General features: G+C 54.4%; 15 protein-coding genes. 11 read left to right on the top strand and 4 right to left on the bottom strand.

The window, feature by feature from the left end; genetic code table 11:
* The first annotated feature begins 14 nt into the window (after window positions 1-14).
* The 3 genes from ABO_RS08875 to ABO_RS08865 all read left to right on the top strand — a co-directional run bounded on the left by ABO_RS08875 (window position 15) and on the right by ABO_RS08865 (window position 3,445).
* Window positions 15-1,136, top strand: coding sequence for a ferredoxin reductase (locus tag ABO_RS08875; protein ID WP_011588998.1), 1,122 nt, complete (start codon window positions 15-17; stop codon window positions 1,134-1,136).
* Between the two features lie 27 nt (window positions 1,137-1,163).
* Window positions 1,164-2,324 (top strand): fatty acid desaturase family protein, encoded by a 1,161-nt coding sequence (locus tag ABO_RS08870; protein ID WP_011588997.1) that lies wholly within the window; start codon window positions 1,164-1,166, stop codon window positions 2,322-2,324.
* Between the two features lie 107 nt (window positions 2,325-2,431).
* Window positions 2,432-3,445, top strand: a complete 1,014-nt coding sequence (locus ABO_RS08865) for an AraC family transcriptional regulator (protein ID WP_011588996.1) — start codon at window positions 2,432-2,434, stop codon at window positions 3,443-3,445.
* Between the two features lie 392 nt (window positions 3,446-3,837).
* On the opposite strand, the gene ABO_RS08860 is transcribed toward ABO_RS08865, so the two are convergent.
* Together ABO_RS08860 and ABO_RS08855 are read right to left on the bottom strand one after the other, a co-directional pair.
* Entirely contained in the window at window positions 3,838-4,356 is a 519-nt protein-coding gene (locus ABO_RS08860; RefSeq protein ID WP_011588995.1) for an FxsA family protein, read from the bottom strand.
* A gap of 235 nt (window positions 4,357-4,591) precedes the next feature.
* Complete coding sequence (locus ABO_RS08855) at window positions 4,592-6,010, bottom strand: 3-oxoacyl-ACP reductase (RefSeq protein ID WP_041704974.1); 1,419 nt, start codon at window positions 6,008-6,010, stop codon at window positions 4,592-4,594.
* A gap of 323 nt (window positions 6,011-6,333) precedes the next feature.
* Here ABO_RS08855 and ABO_RS08850 point away from each other — a divergent pair, with 323 nt between their 5' ends.
* The 6 genes from ABO_RS08850 to ABO_RS08825 all read left to right on the top strand — a co-directional run bounded on the left by ABO_RS08850 (window position 6,334) and on the right by ABO_RS08825 (window position 11,765).
* Window positions 6,334-7,620, top strand: a complete 1,287-nt coding sequence (locus ABO_RS08850; protein WP_011588993.1) for an acetyl-CoA C-acetyltransferase — start codon at window positions 6,334-6,336, stop codon at window positions 7,618-7,620.
* Window positions 7,621-8,003: 383 nt separating this feature from the next.
* Window positions 8,004-8,312, top strand: a complete 309-nt coding sequence (locus ABO_RS08845; RefSeq protein ID WP_035461086.1) for a PepSY domain-containing protein — start codon at window positions 8,004-8,006, stop codon at window positions 8,310-8,312.
* Window positions 8,313-8,316: 4 nt separating this feature from the next.
* Window positions 8,317-8,652: a PepSY domain-containing protein gene (locus tag ABO_RS08840; protein ID WP_231483497.1), complete on the top strand. Its 336-nt coding sequence runs from the start codon at window positions 8,317-8,319 to the stop codon at window positions 8,650-8,652.
* On the top strand, window positions 8,652-9,320 hold the full coding sequence (locus tag ABO_RS08835; protein WP_011588990.1) for a response regulator transcription factor: 669 nt from the start codon (window positions 8,652-8,654) through the stop codon (window positions 9,318-9,320). Before ABO_RS08840 ends, ABO_RS08835 begins: the two co-directional genes overlap by 1 nt.
* Before the next feature lie 5 nt (window positions 9,321-9,325).
* A complete protein-coding gene (locus ABO_RS08830; RefSeq protein ID WP_232501265.1) occupies window positions 9,326-10,687 on the top strand; it encodes an ATP-binding protein in 1,362 nt (453 codons plus the stop codon).
* A gap of 52 nt (window positions 10,688-10,739) precedes the next feature.
* Window positions 10,740-11,765, top strand: a complete 1,026-nt coding sequence (locus ABO_RS08825; protein ID WP_011588988.1) for an alpha/beta fold hydrolase — start codon at window positions 10,740-10,742, stop codon at window positions 11,763-11,765.
* A 159-nt stretch (window positions 11,766-11,924) separates the two neighbouring features.
* On the opposite strand, the gene ABO_RS08820 is transcribed toward ABO_RS08825, so the two are convergent.
* Window positions 11,925-12,518 (bottom strand): TetR/AcrR family transcriptional regulator, encoded by a 594-nt coding sequence (locus ABO_RS08820; protein WP_011588987.1) that lies wholly within the window; start codon window positions 12,516-12,518, stop codon window positions 11,925-11,927.
* Between the two features lie 191 nt (window positions 12,519-12,709).
* Between ABO_RS08820 and ABO_RS08815 the strand changes: the two genes are divergently transcribed.
* On the top strand, window positions 12,710-14,728 hold the full coding sequence (locus ABO_RS08815) for an NADPH-dependent 2,4-dienoyl-CoA reductase (protein WP_011588986.1): 2,019 nt from the start codon (window positions 12,710-12,712) through the stop codon (window positions 14,726-14,728).
* 122 nt (window positions 14,729-14,850) lie between these two features.
* Here the strand turns inward: ABO_RS08815 and ABO_RS08810 are convergent, their stop codons facing one another.
* Window positions 14,851-16,104 (bottom strand): NADH:flavin oxidoreductase/NADH oxidase family protein, encoded by a 1,254-nt coding sequence (locus tag ABO_RS08810; protein WP_011588985.1) that lies wholly within the window; start codon window positions 16,102-16,104, stop codon window positions 14,851-14,853.
* Between the two features lie 115 nt (window positions 16,105-16,219).
* Here ABO_RS08810 and ABO_RS08805 point away from each other — a divergent pair, with 115 nt between their 5' ends.
* A complete protein-coding gene (locus ABO_RS08805) occupies window positions 16,220-16,549 on the top strand; it encodes an ArsR/SmtB family transcription factor (RefSeq protein ID WP_011588984.1) in 330 nt (109 codons plus the stop codon).
* Window positions 16,550-16,708: the final 159 nt, after the last annotated feature.

Here is a 16,708-nt window from a genome sequence, read left to right as displayed (position 1 = left end):
GAAGGGCCTGACCCATGAGCTCGATAACACAAACATCCAATCGTTTTCAGCAAGGCGTTAACCGTCTTCTGCAATCCCGTGTGGCCACCATTCTGGCTACTCCTCACGGTGTGGATCGTTATCTGGAAGTATTGAATCCGATGTGGTCGGTCGATGAAGTGCGCGCTGAAGTGGAGCGCGTGGACTATCTCACCGACGACAGTGCCACCGTGACACTACGCCCCAACAGTAATTGGCAGGGGTTTATTCCCGGGCAGTTTGTGCAACTTACCGTGACAATCGATGGCAAGCGTCAAACACGTTGCTACTCCCCGGCAAACTCTGTGCACCGCGCAGATGGCCGCATTGAGTTAACGGTGAAGGCTCATGCTAACGGTTTTGTTTCGCGCTACCTGCGTGAGCAGATGTCAGTGGGGGAAGTGGTGACCTTGTCTCAGGCGGCGGGCGAATTTGCGCTCCCGGCAGAGCGACCTGAACGGGTGTTGTTGATCAGCGGTGGCAGCGGCATTACCCCGGTAATGTCCATGCTACGGACACTCTGTGATGAAGGGTTTTCTGGGCCTGTGACGTTCTTACACTATGCCAACAGCGCGGCTGACATGATCTATGCCTCCGAGCTGGAGAGCATTGCTGAGCGTCATGACAATGTGACTCTGTTGCGTTGCTTCAATGACGAAAGTGAACACGGAGAATTAACGGGCTTGTTTAGCCGTGAACATTTATTCCGTTCCGTGCCGGACTATGCCGAGGCAACGGTTTTCCTGTGTGGCCCGCCGCCGATGATGGCCGCAGTTGAAAAAATATGGGAGGAAGACGGACTTGGCGACCGGCTGCATAAAGAGCAATTCACCTTGGCCTCACCGGATCTGCAAAGCGACAACGTTGCAGGCGAAGTGCGCTTCCTACAGAGCGAACGAGTAGAAGTAAACAGTGGTGCGACTCTGCTTGAGCAAGCAGAAGAGGCCGGGCTAACTCCCCAATCCGGTTGCCGCATGGGTATCTGCCATACCTGCTCTTGCCGCAAGACAGCGGGCAAGGTCCGCGACATTCGTACTGGTGAAATCAGCGATGCCAGTGAAGAAATCATCCAAATCTGTGTGACCGTGCCGGTGGGCACGGTCACGCTGGATATCTAAATCGATCAAGGAAGGCGAGACATTATTATGAGCATTTTTAGCAACCTTACCGCCGAACAATTCGAGACGATTGGCCAGCAATTAGACGAGATCCGTAACCGCGAGCTGGCGGACTTGGGTGAGAAAGACGAAAAGTACATCCGTAGCGTAGTGAAGCGTCAGCGTCAGCTGGAAGTGGCTGGCCGTGGCTTGTTAATGTTGGGTTTCTTGCCACCAGCATGGTTGGCCGGGGTGGCTTGCCTGTCCGCCTCAAAGATCATTGATAATATGGAAGTCGGTCATAATGTGATGCATGGCCAGTATGACTGGATGGGTGACCCGAACCTGAACTCCAGGACATTCGACTGGGATAACACCTGTACTAATAAAAACTGGAAACACACGCATAACTTCGAGCACCACACTTATACCAACGTGCTCGATATGGACCACGATATTGGTTATGGCCTGCTGCGCATGTCTGAAGATCAGAAGTGGGAGCCCCGTTTTCTGTTTAACCCGGTGTTGTCGGTGATTCTTGCCGTGTTTTTCCAGCACTTTGTGGCCGTTCAAAGTCTTAAGTTAGAAGACTATTTGATCAACAAAACCAAGAGCAAAGAAGACATTAAGGCTGAGTTTAAGCCGATTTGGAAAAAAATGCGTAAGCAGTTGGCTAAGGATTATCTGCTCTTTCCCGCATTGGCAGGCCCGTTTGCGCCGCTGGTGTTTGCCGGAAACCTGGCCGCAAACGTGACGCGTAATCTATGGTCCTGCGTGGTGATTTTTAACGGTCATTTCCCTGAAGCGGTAGAGCAATTCGCCGAGTCCGTGGTGGAAAATGAAACTCGCGGCCAATGGTATGTGCGACAGATGCTAGGCTCTGCCAACTTTGAAGGTAGCCGCTTGATGCACTTGATGAGTGGTAACTTGAGCTTTCAGATTGAACACCATTTGTTCCCCGATATTCCGGCGCATCGCTATGCTCGAATTTCCCTTGAAGTACAAGCCATCTGTGAAAAACATGGGTTGCCTTACAATACGGGCTCTTTTATTGGCCAATCGATCAGTACTTGGAAGAGGATTCTCAAGCTGAGCCTGCCAGGCAAGCGCAAAAAAGATGGGCAAGGCCCTGGTTTGCTGAAAGGGTGGCAAGCCAAGGCAGAATCACTGACTTCAACGCCAGAAGCAAAAAACCGTAGCGCGGCCTGAGCCAATACGATTTCTTGGGTAGGCCGGAATGCTGTTCTGGGCCTGCGTCCTTATGCTACTCTCAGGCCCTCTGAGGCTAGTTTTTTTGTTTGGAGACAAGCAAGCGCATGGCAGAAATGACGGATTCCGGTGTGCTGTTACGAATGGCGTACAAAGCCATGGTAAAAGCCGGTATTGATGCTGATGCCGTGTTGGCGGAGGTCGGGCTGGATAAGTCCATTTTGCAGGTTCCGGACCTGCGCACTCCCCACGATGCCCAAGAATGGTTCTGGCAGGCGCTGGAAAAAGTGTCCGGTGATGAGTACGTCGGATTACATTTGGGCGAACATATTCCCGTCTACAAGGGCCAGGTGCTTGAGTACTTGTTCCTTTCCAGCCCGACCTTTGGTGAAGGGCTGAAACGGGCCTTGGACTATCAGCGCTTGCTTTCTGATGCCGCTCAGGGCGAATTGTTTGAGGAAGGTGACCGAGTTTTTCTTAAGCAAAAAATCTGGAGTGTTCGTCTCAGCCATCTCAATGAATGCATGATCATGGGTTTGATCAAGTTCTTCCGCTTCGTCACCGATGATGCATTTGAGCCATTAGAAGTGCATTTCGGCCATCCCCGCCACGCGGATCAACGTGAATACGAGCGCCTGTTTGATTGCCCGGTGAAATTCGACATGCCCAGTGTGGGTCTGTATTTCGATGCCAAACTCATGAACTTGCCTTCCGCGCATCACGAGCCAGAGCTGTTGTACTTGCACGAACAGCTTGCCAGTGAACAGGTGGCCCGGCTTGAGAAGCAGGACTTGGTGGCGCAGGTAAACCGGTTAATTGGTGAATTGCTGGAATCCGGTCATGCCAACCTAGAAGAAGTGGCGGAACGGTTGGGTATTAAGGCACGCCAACTTCGCACCCGGCTGGCGGATGCGGGCACCAACTTTAATCAGTTGGTGGCTGACTACCGTTGCCGTCTGGCAAAACGATTGTTAGCTGGTACCGACGAATCCATCGACGAAATTGTCTATCTCACTGGGTTCTCAGAACCGTCCACCTTTTATCGTGCATTCAAACGCTGGGTCGGGATGACCCCTATCGAATACCGTAAACTGAAGGCGGAAGAGGATGCGATGGGGTAAAAGCCCCCGTGTCCTTGTAAATACAAAACTGAAAAAGCGTAGCTGGCCACTACTGTTACACGGTTGGCGGCGTGATAAAGCGAATCTCATCTGAGCTTCGCTTTTTTTATGTTTGTTTAGACGCTATGGATTAAGCGTTTTTCCAGGCTTTGCGCGCCGTAAGCCGGTTGGGTGTGTAACACGCGAATGATGTTAATGATGTTCTAGAGTGCCCCGCCTTCACGGGAAAAGCGATCAGCAGGTGAGTGATTATTGCAATCCAGACGTGGGGGGCGCATTGCATGAGGTGCCCATATGATTCTTAATCTGTAGGTTCTGTTTGATCTCTTTAGAATTAAGAAGCATCCGCTCTACCGGGTAACGGAAGAGCTGACGATGGACGCTTCCGGTTGCTATTGGTCGGTGCGGTGGGATTCGCCCTCAATGGTGTCGCCGCCGGTAATGGTGCGATCATCATTGCTGGTTGGGCGTTGCTGAAATGGATTGCTTCCCCCGTTTGTATAGTGGGTGCGGGTGTAGGCAAACCCGGCGCCTTTGACGGTGGTGAAACTTTGCAAGGATCCTTTTTGAATCACCTTGTTTGCCATCCAGCGGCGTGAGGCGGGTAACAGTAGGGCAAACCCCACGGTATCGGTAATAAATCCGGGGGTGATCAGCAGTGCGCCGCCGAGTAGCAGCATCATACCTTCGACCATTTCTTGGCCGGGCATTTCACCCTGTTGCATACGCTGATTCAGTCGCACCCAAGTATCCAGCCCCTGGCGACGAAATAGATAACTACCCAGCAAGGCTGTTATCACCGTAGCGAGGATGGTAATGGGCCAGCCAATAGTGCCGGCCACCTGTGCCAGCACCAAGACTTCCAGTAGGGCGAAACCGAAGATAAAGAAGAAGACGCGACCAAAACCCATGGGGTGTCCTGTTTGCTGTTAATAATCAATATGTGGTTATGCTTAGCTCGGAATTCAAGGGGCGGGTTCTTCCGGCAGCCTTTCTTTGCGCTGCTAGAGCGAAAGCCGCGCTCTTTAGGCTATTACCCATATGAGATCAATCACAAAAAAACCGCACCCTAAGGCGCGGCTCTTTTGTTGATATGTGGCTCGGCGTCACACGGGCTGCGTGAAACGTGTCGCCTACCGCGGACGTTTACGCCCCCAAGAGCATCTGCCCACACACACGTACTACGTTGCCGGTCAGGCCTTGAGATGCCGGGCTAGCAAAGAAGGCGATGGTTTCTGCCACATCTACTGGCTGACCGCCCTGGTTCATGGCGTTCATACGACGGCCTGCTTCACGGATGGTGAAGGGGATAGCGGCGGTCATCTGAGTTTCGATGAAGCCCGGCGCCACGGCATTGATGGTGATGCCTTTCTCGGCGTACTCATCTTTAAAAGCATCGACCATGCCAATTACTGCTGCTTTGGAACAGCCGTAGTTGGTCTGGCCCAGGTTGCCGGCAATGCCTGCGATGGAGCTGATGGAGATGATGCTGGCGCCTTTGCCCAAGCCGCCGCTGGAGAGCAGGGCCTCGTTAATGCGTAGTTGGCTGGCAATATTGATGTTCAATACCATGTCCCAGAATTTTTCCGACATGTTGCCCAGCATTTTATCGCGGGTTACACCGGCATTGTGGACAATCACGTCATAGCCGCCAATGGCCTTCGCTTTTGCGGCGATGGCTGCAGGGGCTTCGTCAGCGGTGATATCCATTTCAAGGGTGTCACCACCGATCTGCGCGGCTACCGTATTTAGGTCATCGGCCATGGGAGGGATGTCCAGCACGGTGACAGAAGCGCCGTCGCGGGACAGAACTTCAGCAATGGCGGCGCCAATACCGCGGGAACCACCGGTAACCAAGGCTTTCTTGCCTGCCAATGGCTTGTCCCAGTTGAAGTTGGCGGCTTTGAAGCCTGCGTCTGAAACACGCACCACCTGGCCGGACACATAAGCAGATTTGGGTGATAGGAAGAAATGCAGTGGGGACGCCAGCTGCGCCTCAGCGCCTTCATCTACATAGATTAGCTGGGCAGTGGCGCCTTTCTTGATTTCCTTGCCCACGGAGCGAGTGAAGCCTTCTAGGGCGCGCTGGGCAACACGCACTGCGCCAGCCTGTTTTTCTGGAGTGCGACCAATAACGACAACGCGGGCGCATTTATCCAGCTTGCGGATCACCGGGTGGAAGAACTCCCACAGAGCTTTTAGCTCATCTGGGCTCTGGATGCTGGTGGCATCAAATACCAGACCTTTGAATTTAGCATTGTCTTCACGGTTAGCAGTGTAGTTGCCCGCATCAACACCCAGCTTCCCGGCTTTCTTCTGCAATTCGGTGGCGTTGGCGGTGTTGGCAAGAACGGCAACCTGCGCGTCGGGGGCACCTTTAAGGGTTTTCAGTACATTGTCGATGGCTGTGGAGCCCTGGGCGGCACCTACCAGCACGCGTCCTTTGATAAAGGATGCCTGGCCCGGCTGCCAGCGCTCCAGAATAATCGGGATCGGCAAGTTGATGGCACCGAATAGCGCCTTGCCCATGGGAGAGTTGGCAATCGTCTGATAGGTATCGCTCATGGTCCTGTCCTTTTTCCATCGAATGATGAATGTGTTCATTTACCTTAGGGTAAACGAAACGGGTTTAAAGGGGTGCCGCGCAAAGACGGGGTGAAAATACGCCGTCTTTCGTAGGGCAGGAAATCTGCCCCTATCGCACACTGGCGCGTATTGAATCACTGCAGTGTGACGGGTGTATTGACCGGCCCTGACCGTCAAACAGTCGTTTGAGCCAATGAGGCCGGCACGGTAGGGGGTAGACTGCGCCCTGTCGAGTGAATACCGTGGCTAAATTCGCCACCGTTGTCATCGTTGATGACCGTCCATCTCTAGAGGAAAAAATTATGCTGGCAGGTAAAGCCGTTCGTAAGGTCGCCATTATTGGTGGTAACCGTATCCCGTTTGCCCGTTCCAACAGCGCCTACATCGACATCAGCAACCAGGACATGCTGACCGCAGCACTGGATGGTTTGGTGGATCGCTTCAAACTGCATGGTGAGAAAATTGACGAAGTCGCCGCTGGCGCCGTGATGAAGCATGCCCGCGATTTTAACCTGGTCCGCGAATCCGTATTGGGCTCCAAGCTGGCTCCGGAAACCCCGGCCTACGATCTGCAACAAGCCTGCGGAACCGGCCTGGAAGCCGCTATCCTGGTCGCCAACAAGATCGCTTTGGGACAGATCGACTGCGCCATCGCCGGTGGTGTGGACACTACTTCTGACGCGCCGTTGGGTGTGAACGAAGATGCCCGGAAGGTGTTCATGGCGTTGAACCGCGCCAAGACCAATGGCGAACGTGCCAAGCTGGGTTTGAAGCTGCTGAATCCGAAATCTCTGATGCCCGATGTTCCTAAAAACGGCGAGCCGCGTACCGGCCTGTCCATGGGTGAGCACCAGGCAATTACTGCCGCCGAGTGGGGCATTTCCCGTGAAGCGCAGGATGAGCTGGCATGGCGCTCTCACCAGAACTTAGCCAAGTCCTATGAAGATGGCTGGCAAAATGATTTGGTCACGCCTTTCAATGGCCTGGAACGCGACAACAATATGCGTGGCGATTCTACCTTAGAAAAGCTGGCGACTCTTAAGCCTTGCTTTGGTGGTCCTAACGGCACAATGACCCCGGCCAACTCCACCCCGCTAACTGACGGAGCGTCTGTTGTTTTGTTGGCTTCTGAAGAGTGGGCTAAAGAGCGTGGTTTGCCCGTGTTGGCTTACATGACTATCGGCGAAGCTGCAGCGGTAGACTTCATTGGTAAAAAAGAAGGCCTGTTGATGGCGCCGGCGTATGCGGTGCCAAGCATGCTAGACAAGCTTGACTTGAGCCTGCAGGACTTCGATTTCTATGAAATCCATGAAGCCTTCGCTTCTCAGGTACTGTCTACCCTGAAAGCATGGGAAGATGAAAGCTTCTGCAAAGAGCGCCTGGGCCGCAAGAAGGCATTGGGTAGTATCGATCGCAGCAAGCTGAACGTGAAAGGTTCCTCACTGGCTGCGGGCCACCCGTTCGCTGCCACCGGTGGCCGTATTATCGCCAACGCGGCCAAGTTGCTGAACGAAAAAGGCTCCGGCCGCGCACTGATCTCCGTGTGTGCTGCTGGTGGCCAGGGTGTGGTTGCGATTATCGAGAAGTAATCCTCCCTTTTGCTAATAAAAAAACCGGCCAAGTGGCCGGTTTTTTTATGCCGTTCTTTATACCGCCCTGCGGCTGCCTCAGGGTTCTCGTAACAGGAGAGTGCGATGACACTCGCCCTCTCTTTCTCTCGGCCCCGCGTTAATCCTCAATAGATTCCTCGTGTCGTTGTTTCAGGCGATCTGGCCGGTGTGGTGGTTATGTCGGGTTCTCCTCTGAGTTATTCATAGAGCGAGAGGTGTTAAGCGATAGAAGGGTATTGGTGGGTCAGGGAAGGCGTGTGCAAATCCTGCCGGTGGGTTCAGGTCGGTGTCAGCCTGCATTCAGGTTCCATTCAGCTTGGCCCGTTATGGTTCACCCGACCTCAACGAAAAGGAGAGTAAACATGACTTTGACCAAGACAACCTTGATTGCCGCCGTATTGGGTGTGGCTTCTGTCGGTGTGCTGCAAGCTGATGACGTGCCTCATAGCAAGATCGATTCGCTAGTGAAGGACGGGACTATCCAGTCGCTGGATAAACTCGATAAGGTAGCATTAGACAAGCACCCTGATGCGAAAATCACCGATACGGAGCTGGAAAACGAGTATGGCCGTTACCTCTACCAGGTTGAGCTGCGCGACCCGCAGGGCGTGGAGTGGGAACTGGACATTGATGCCAGCAACGGTGATGTGCTGGGCGAAGAGAAGGACTGAGTCCTTGCTTGTTCACACCTTGCCGGGTCAGCGGCCACGTAACAGCAGGGCGATACTTGTCGCCCTGCTTTGCGTGTGTTCATTGTCCAGTGCGGCTGATGACATTAGCCAGGATGAGGCCTTGCAGTTACGTCAGCAGGGCGAAATTGTGGCGTTTTCCTCTTTGTTGGAAACCCTGAAGCTGCGCTATCCACAAGGGCGTGTGCTGGAGGTTGAACTGGAGCGCGACGATGGCCAGTTGATCTATGAGATTGAATTACTGACCGGAGACCGGGTGGTCCGTGAGATTGAGATGGATGCCCGCACCGGCCAGGTTCTTGATGACGAGCGTGACGACTGATGCGCATCCTGTTGGTGGAAGACAGTATTGCGTTGGCGGATCAACTTATGCCCATGCTTCGCGAACATGGCTACGCGGTGGATTGGTTGGCGGATGGCCGTGATGCCTTGCCGGCACTCAATGATGATCCGTTCGATCTGGTGATTCTGGACCTGGGATTGCCGGGCCTGGATGGCCTGCAGGTGCTTGAGCAGTGGCGTGTAGAAGGGCAGGCGGTCCCTGTGCTAATTCTCACCGCCCGTGATAGCTGGGCTGAACGCATTGAAGGTTTGCAGAGCGGTGCCGATGACTACCTGGCCAAACCGTTTCATCCGGACGAGTTGTTATTACGGGTGCAGGCTTTGTTGCGACGCACTCATGGCCGCGCCAATACATCTCAGCTTACCGCGGGCACCTTTACGTTGGATGAAAATCGACACAGCGTCTGGTCAGGGGAAGAGGAAATTAGGTTGACTGGCGCGGAGTTTCGAATGCTTCGTTACTTCATGCATAACCCTGACCGGTTACTCTCGAAAGGGCAGCTGGCTTCTCACTTGTACGATAACGAAAGCGACCGCGATTCTAATGTGCTGGAAGTGCATGTGAATCGCCTGCGCCGCAAGCTGGGTAAAACTGTGATTGAAACCCGCCGTGGCCAAGGCTACGTTTTTACCGGTAAAGCACAATGAGATCCATGGGCCGCCGGCTGGGAATCAGCCTGTTCGTCAGCTTGCTGCTGGCAGGTGGTTTGATCATCCAAGGAACGCTGTGGTGGCTGGAGCGCGATCAACGCCAGACCCTGAGCCTGCAATTGCGCGATGACGCCGCTGGGGTGCTGGCGGCATTAGTGGCTGGCCCGCAAGGCCACTTGAGTTTGGATACGACACGTCTGCATCCCGCCTATCGGCGCCCCTTGTCTGGGCGTTATTTTGTGGTGTTGCTGGGCGAGCAGCGCTGGCGTTCCCGTTCGTTGTGGGATCAGCAATTGGCAGCGCCTTCGCAAGTGGGCGTACACCCTGATTTGCAACCCGGGCCGGCGGATCAGCAACTATTGCGTTTTCGTGGTGAGTACCAAAAAGAAGGGCAGGCTGTCACCGTGGTGGTGGCTCAGGATTACACGCCGGTTCTGAAAACCTATAACCAGACGCGCACCGTGGTGTTGGTGGCCTGGGTGGTAGTGTTGCTGCTGCTGGCGGGTATTCAGCAGTGGCTATTACGCCGGGGGTTGGCGCCCCTGCGCCGGGCGCGGGATGAAATCGAACAGCTGCGCGGCGGTGAACGCCATGAGTTGAACGAACAGGTAGCGCTGGAATTGCATCCTTTGGTGGTGGAGATCAATCGCCTGCAGCGCCATACAGAGCAACAGCTACAGCGCTCCCGCCATGCCCTGGGCGACTTGGGGCATGCACTGAAAACCCCGCTCGCCATTCTCAAAAACCGCTGCACACAGGAGCTGGCCGCGTCTGATCCGGCGCTATACGCCATGCTGACCGAGCAGCTGGGGCAGATGGAAGCCAATATTCGTCGTGCTCTAGGGCGCGCTCGGGTCGCGGCCGGAGTGACAACCCGTAACCGGTTTTGTCCGGCGGAGGATATTCCCTTGCTGCTTGGCACGCTGGAGCAGGCCCACCAGCGGGATCTGGACATCCATCTGGACATGGCGCCGCTGCCGGCCCAGCCGTTTGACCGTGATGACATGCTGGAAGTGTTGGGCAACCTGTTGGATAACGCCTTTAAATGGGCAAATCAACGTGTCAAGGTGATCGCGAAGAGCGACATGGGTGACGACGGACACAGACAGTTGATTCTGTGTGTGGAGGATGATGGCCCCGGCATTCAGGCGGAGCGTCAGAATCAGGTTTTGCAACGGGGGCTGCGCTTGGATGAGCACGCCGCCGGCCATGGGCTGGGGCTATCCATTGTCAGTGATACGGTGGCGGCCTATGGCGGCTCATTGGTGCTGGATGATAGTTCACTGGGCGGCTTGCGAGTTTGCTTACGCTTGCCTGCTTCGCACAGTGAAAGCACTGGTTTTCAGAGAGAACGGAAAGCGTGATGTGCATTCACCACGGGTGAATATTCATATACATATTTGAGCAGGAGAGGTCATGAAGGGGGAGTCCATGCAGCGTCAATGGAGTAGGGGGCTGGCTGTGCTGCTTTGCCTGTTGTTGAGTTGTGTGGCCTTGGCAGAGCCTGTGGCTCTGGATGCACAGCTCAGCGAGTATGCCTATCCCTACCCGGTTCAGAGGTTAACCGTTGCCGATCAGCAGCAGCGCCTGGAGATGGCCTACATGGACGTGCAGCCGCAAAAAGCCAATGGCGAAACGGTCCTGTTACTGCACGGCAAGAACTTCTCCGGGGCGTACTGGAAAAGCACCATGGATGCGTTGCTGGAACAAGGGTATCGCGTGGTGGTGCCCGACCAGATCGGGTTTGGTAAATCGTCCAAGCCGGACCGTTTTCAGTACAGCTTTCAGGTGCTGGCGGATCAGACTCGCCGGCTGCTGGATTCCCTCGAGATAGAGCGGGCCTCTGTTGTCGGTCACTCCATGGGTGGCATGCTTGCCACCCGTTTTGCGCTGATGTTTGCGCAGCGCACAGACTCGCTGACACTGGTCAATCCCATTGGCCTGGAAGACTGGAAACAAAAACAGGTACCTTGGCAGTCCGTGGATGCTTGGTATGAAGGGGAGCTGAAGAAAACCCCCGAGAAGGTTAAAGCGTACATGACGCGCAGTTATTTTGATGGTCAGTGGAAAGCGGATTACGAGCCGTTACTGGCGTTGCAGCAAGGCTGGATTCGCGGCCCTGACTATCCGTTGATTGCCTGGAACTCAGCCCTGACCTACGACATGATTTATAGCCAGCCGGTGGTGCATGAATTTGACCGCCTGGCCGTGCCAACCCTGCTGATTATTGGTAATCGTGACCGCACCGCATTGGGTAGCAATCGCGCTCCTGAAGCAATGCAGGATAAGTTGGGGTTATATGGCGCGCTGGGTCGGCAAGCGGCACAGAGCATCCCGGAGGCAAGCTTGGTGGAACTGGACGGTATTGGCCATGTGCCACAGTACGAAGCGTTCGAAGATTACATCAAGGCACTGACAACGTTCTTGGCCAGTAATCGCTGATGCCAGAACCCGGCATCGTTTGCAGGCAAGCGTTCAGTGTTGCTTTAGGGCGGAGACCCTAGAAAGGGATCTCCGCTTGGCTTCTGGGGAACTTGACTCTTTACACGCCAGAGAGAAAGACGCTCCGTTTATACCATTGCACTAATCTCGCGATAAACCTTATTTGAGCGCCGCCATAATCAGCGATACCGCCTGCTGGCTCACCGCTTCCATGTCGTCCCGGTTTACATAGACCCCATCAATGAACAACTTGCAGAGGCCGTGGATAGTCGCCCAGCTGGCCTGAGCCACCCGCAGGGGGTCTGTGTCAGTGGGCAGGCGCCCCTTAACCAGAGGCTGTAACCCTTCGGCATAGCGACGAAAGCTGCGGTAAGCCACCGCTTTCAGATCGTCTGTGGGGTTGCCGCTTTTCCAGATGGTGCGCCCGAACATCAGCTCATATTGTTCTGGGTTTTCGGTGGCGAAACGCAGGTATTCGACTACGAAAGCCTGGATGTCTGGTTTGCTGGCGGCGGCTTCTAGCTGGTGCTCAATAATGGTGTCCAGCTGCGCAAAGGCTTGGGCGGCAAGCGCGCACAGTAGTGCATTCTTGTCGCGGAAATGATGGTAGGGCGCAGTACGCGAAACCCCGGCTCGTTCGGCCAGCTTGCGCAGTGACAACCCTTCTATGCCCTGCTCATTGAGCAGGGTGTTGGCTTCCTGCAGTAGGGTGTCATGCAGGTCTCCATGGTGGTAGCGAGGGCTTTGGGTCATGCGTGTCCTGTCTTTAGGCGATATATTGACTTTGTGTCTTATGCAGACGGCATAGAGATGCTTGTAGGCTGGGTAAGGTGAATTGTCTCTCGTGCCATCTTGACACTGTCAAAATAACGCCTAAGCTTGACACTGTCCAGATTAATCAACGCGTAGCCATCTGTGGTGCAGATGCCTTTGGAGACAACACCATGACAGCCAACCGCTATTCCAATCTGCTTTCCCCGCTGGATCTGGGGCATACCCAAATCAAGAATCGGGTGATCATGGGGTCTATGCATACGGGTCTTGAAGACCGTTTTTGGCAGTTCCCCAAGCTGGCGGCCTATTTTGCCGAGCGGGCCCGCGGGGGGGTTGGCTTGATCGTGACGGGCGGTTTTAACCCCAACAAAAAAGCGTGGTTCTATCCATTTGCCGGGTTGTTCAACAGCCGCTTCGATGTACGTAATCACCGCAAGGTGACCGATGCTGTACACCAGGAAGGAGGCAAAATTGCCCTGCAAATTCTCCATGCAGGCCGTTATAGCTATCATCCATTCTCTCGTTCGGCTTCGGCGATTAAAAGCCCGATCAACCCTTTCAAGCCCAAGGCTATGTCCACCAAGGAGGTGGAGCAGACGGTCAAGGATTTTGCTCACACGGCATTGCTGGCCAAGAAAGCCGGCTATGACGGTGTGGAAATCATGGGCTCCGAAGGCTATTTGATCAATCAGTTCACTGCGCCGTGTACCAACAAACGCACTGACAAATACGGTGGCAGTGCCGAAAACCGTCGCCGTTTCCCTGTGGAAATTGTTCGTGAAGTACGCAAGCAATGCGGTGACGATTTCATTGTGATGTTCCGTATTTCCGTAGTCGATCTGGTGCCGGACGGGGCGACCCGTGAAGAAGTGTTAGCGCTGGCTAAGGAAGTGGAAGCGGCGGGTGCAAGCTTACTCAATTCCGGTATTGGCTGGCACGAAGCACGCGTGCCCACCATCGTCACGTCTGTTCCCCGCGCCGCCTTTGTGGAAGCGACACGGCAAGTGAAAGAGGTGGTCTCGATTCCGGTGGTGGCCTCCAATCGCATTAATGACCCGGATGTGGCAGAAGCGATTTTGGTCGCTGGCCAGGCAGATGCCGTGTCCATGGCGCGCCCATTGCTGGCGGACCCGGATTTCGTCAAGAAAACCGAACAAGGCAAGGCGGATGAGATCAATACCTGCATCGCCTGTAACCAAGCGTGCCTTGACCATACGTTCCAGCTTAAGCGGGCTTCCTGCCTGGTAAACCCCCGTGCCTGCCATGAAACCGAGTTGTTGTACCTTAAAACGGCAAAGCCGAAAAAAATTGCCGTCGTTGGTGCTGGCCCGGCGGGCTTGTCGTGTGCCACGGTGGCGGCAGAGCGTGGCCATGCGGTGACGTTGTTTGATCAGGCGGGGGAAATCGGTGGCCAGTTCAATATGGCCAAGGTGGTCCCAGGTAAAGAAGAATTTCACAACACCATTCGTTATTTCAGCAAAAAGTTGGAAACCACCGGTGTCACCACGAAGTTGAACACCCGGGTGGAAATCGCCGATCTTGAAGCGGCGGGCTTTGACGAAATTGTTATTGCCACCGGTGTTCTGCCGCGTACGCCGGACATTCCTGGTGTGGATCATCCCAAGGTGTTGTCCTATGTGGATGTGTTGCGTGGCAAAGCCAAAGTAGGTGAAAAAGTGGCAGTCATCGGTGCCGGCGGTATCGGTTTCGATGTGTCTGAATTTTTGGCCGAACATCCCCGTGAAGGCGAGCAGCCGTTACCGGAATGGATGAAAGAGTGGGGCGTGGACATGGCCGGCGATACCGCTGGTGGCCTGGTTGAACCCGCCCCTGAAAAGCCGGCACGCCAGATTACCCTGCTGCAGCGCAAGCCTACGCCATTGGGTAAAGATCTGGGCAAAACCTCTGGTTGGGTGCACCGTGCCACACTGAAATCCCGTAACGTGGAAATGCTGAAGAACTGCAGCTACGAAAAAATTGATGATGCGGGCCTGCACATCAAGATCGGTGAAGAAAGCCGAGTGCTCGACGTGGATAACGTCATTCTGTGTGCCGGCCAAGAATCATTGCGAGAGTTGTACAAGGAAGACAGCAGCAATTTCCACTTGATTGGTGGTGCAGATTTGGCCGCTGAACTGGATGCCAAACGCGCAATAAAGCAAGGGGCGGAAGTGGCTGCGAAGCTTTAAGCGCCCCGACAAGCTGTAAGCGAACAGGAACATAAAAAGCCCCGATATTCGGGGCTTTTTATGTCAGCGATTGATAAAAAATGTGCGCCATCCATGCGCATCATTTTCTTGCAGCTGTCCGTTCAGATGTTGGCCCGTAACCGGCGGGTCTTGAAACTGCCAACGCCCATGGTTGCGATAACCTTGAACAGGGCGAGTAATACGCTTTCGTTTGGTTTGGGCTCTTTGCCGGCACCCATGCGGTGTAGCTGACGGGTATACCAGGACACTTCCATCATGGCCATTTCATCAATGGCTTTAATGCCGGTTTTACGCGGGGTGACGCGGCTGACAACACCTTCTCGGCCAGCTTGAATGGCGTTGGGTAGGTCGGGTTCAACGGCTAGAGGACGAGCAATGCCGATGACGTCGGTCGCGCCACTATTTACGGCTTCGGCCATGGCTTTGGCCGAGCGGAAGCCTCCGGTAACCATCAGCGGAACGGAAACCCGCTTGCGAATTTCATTGGCGTAATCGAGGAAGTAGGCTTCCCGGTTGACGGTGCTTTCGCGCACGCCTTTGGCGCCTGCCATGACCGGGTTTTCGTAGTTGCCGCCGGAAATTTCCAGCAGGTCTAGGCCTTCATCCGCGAGGGTTTTGGCTACGGTCATGGATTCTTCTTCGCTGAAGCCCCCGCGCTGAAAATCGGCGGAGTTGAGCTTGATGCTTACCGGGTAGCCCTCACCCACCTCCTTACGAATAGCGCGATAGATTTCCAGTGGGAAGCGCATGCGATTTTCCAATGAGCCGCCCCATTGGTCTGTGCGACGGTTATGGTGGCCGGACAGGAATTGGCTTACCAAATAACCATGGGCACCGTGAATTTGTACGCCGGTGAAACCGGCTTTCTTACAGATGCTGGCGGTGCGGGCAAAACGTTGGATGATGTCTTGAATTTCTTCTTCAGTCAGCGCGCGGGGAGTTTTAAAGGCACTTTTCAGTTCCTTGCCAAAGGGTACGGCAGAAGGAGAGAGGGTATCGCCGCTGGCCAGCATACGAGGGATTTGCTTGCCGGGATGATTCAGTTGCACCCAGATAGCGCCGCCCTGAGATTTGCCTGCCTCTGCCCAACGCTTTAGTAGTGGCATGTCACGCTCATCTTCCACCACCACATTGTTTGGCTCACCGGTATGGCGGCGATCAATCATGATGTTTCCGGTAATATTCAGGCCGGTGCCGCCCTTTGCCCAACGGGCATAGAGACGTTCCAGCTTCGGAGTAACATGATTATCGATAGTGCCCAGTGCTTCGCTCATGGCGGATTTACCGAAGCGGTTGGGTAGGGTAACGCCGCAGGGTAGTGTCAGAGTCTGGCTCAGGGTATCAGCGTGGCTCACAGTGTTTTCTCCGGTGGTGACTAACTGTGACGGCAAGGTTTGCCGCAACGGTATAGTTTGATGGTGGTCAAACTATAAGCTAGTTTTATAATCGTCAAACTGTTTCTCGTGGGGGGTGTGGGTTTTGGCACAGGAAGACACGGTGACGGCGGATCAGCTTGCTGCAGCCTTTCGTGCACTGTCGAACCCCAATCGGTTGAGGATCTATCAGGTTATTGTGGATCATTGCCGCGAGCATGGTCAGGCGGACCTTGCCAATGTGCCGACAGGCTGTGCCTTTGGGGATTTCATGCAACGATTAAATATTGGTGCGTCAACGGTATCTCATCATGTTCGGGCATTGTCTGATGCGGGTTTAATTCGGGTTGAACGCGAAGGCCGCCGTCGGTTTTGCCATGCGGAGTCGATGATGCAAAGTCGGTTGGCGCATTTTTTTGAAATATAAGGGTACCAAGTACCAGGGGTATGTAATGGCAGTAAATCTATGGGCTCTTTACGGTTGATGACTTAATAAAGTATTTAGCTGTTATCGCTGTCTTGGAGTGACGCCACTCCCCACCCGCCATTCCCCGCCTCGTTGCTGTTTGAATAATGTCGGAGTGCA

Origin of the sequence: Alcanivorax borkumensis SK2, assembly GCF_000009365.1 — a bacterium.
Classification (GTDB): Bacteria; Pseudomonadota; Gammaproteobacteria; order Pseudomonadales; family Alcanivoracaceae; genus Alcanivorax; species Alcanivorax borkumensis.
This window is presented reverse-complemented; position numbering and strand designations above follow the sequence as displayed.

Excerpts from the sequence above, each read along its gene's own strand:
- ABO_RS08875 (WP_011588998.1), top strand. The coding sequence starts at position 15 with ATGAGCTCGATAACACAAACATCCAATCGTTTTCAGCAAGGCGTTAAC.
- ABO_RS08870 (WP_011588997.1), top strand. The coding sequence starts at position 1,164 with ATGAGCATTTTTAGCAACCTTACCGCCGAACAATTCGAGACGATTGGC.
- ABO_RS08865 (WP_011588996.1), top strand. The coding sequence starts at position 2,432 with ATGGCAGAAATGACGGATTCCGGTGTGCTGTTACGAATGGCGTACAAA.
- ABO_RS08860 (WP_011588995.1), bottom strand. The coding sequence starts at position 4,356 with ATGGGTTTTGGTCGCGTCTTCTTCTTTATCTTCGGTTTCGCCCTACTG.
- ABO_RS08855 (WP_041704974.1), bottom strand. The coding sequence starts at position 6,010 with ATGAGCGATACCTATCAGACGATTGCCAACTCTCCCATGGGCAAGGCG.
- ABO_RS08850 (WP_011588993.1), top strand. The coding sequence starts at position 6,334 with ATGCTGGCAGGTAAAGCCGTTCGTAAGGTCGCCATTATTGGTGGTAAC.
- ABO_RS08845 (WP_035461086.1), top strand. The coding sequence starts at position 8,004 with ATGACTTTGACCAAGACAACCTTGATTGCCGCCGTATTGGGTGTGGCT.
- ABO_RS08835 (WP_011588990.1), top strand. The coding sequence starts at position 8,652 with ATGCGCATCCTGTTGGTGGAAGACAGTATTGCGTTGGCGGATCAACTT.
- ABO_RS08830 (WP_232501265.1), top strand. The coding sequence starts at position 9,326 with ATGGGCCGCCGGCTGGGAATCAGCCTGTTCGTCAGCTTGCTGCTGGCA.
- ABO_RS08825 (WP_011588988.1), top strand. The coding sequence starts at position 10,740 with ATGAAGGGGGAGTCCATGCAGCGTCAATGGAGTAGGGGGCTGGCTGTG.
- ABO_RS08820 (WP_011588987.1), bottom strand. The coding sequence starts at position 12,518 with ATGACCCAAAGCCCTCGCTACCACCATGGAGACCTGCATGACACCCTA.
- ABO_RS08815 (WP_011588986.1), top strand. The coding sequence starts at position 12,710 with ATGACAGCCAACCGCTATTCCAATCTGCTTTCCCCGCTGGATCTGGGG.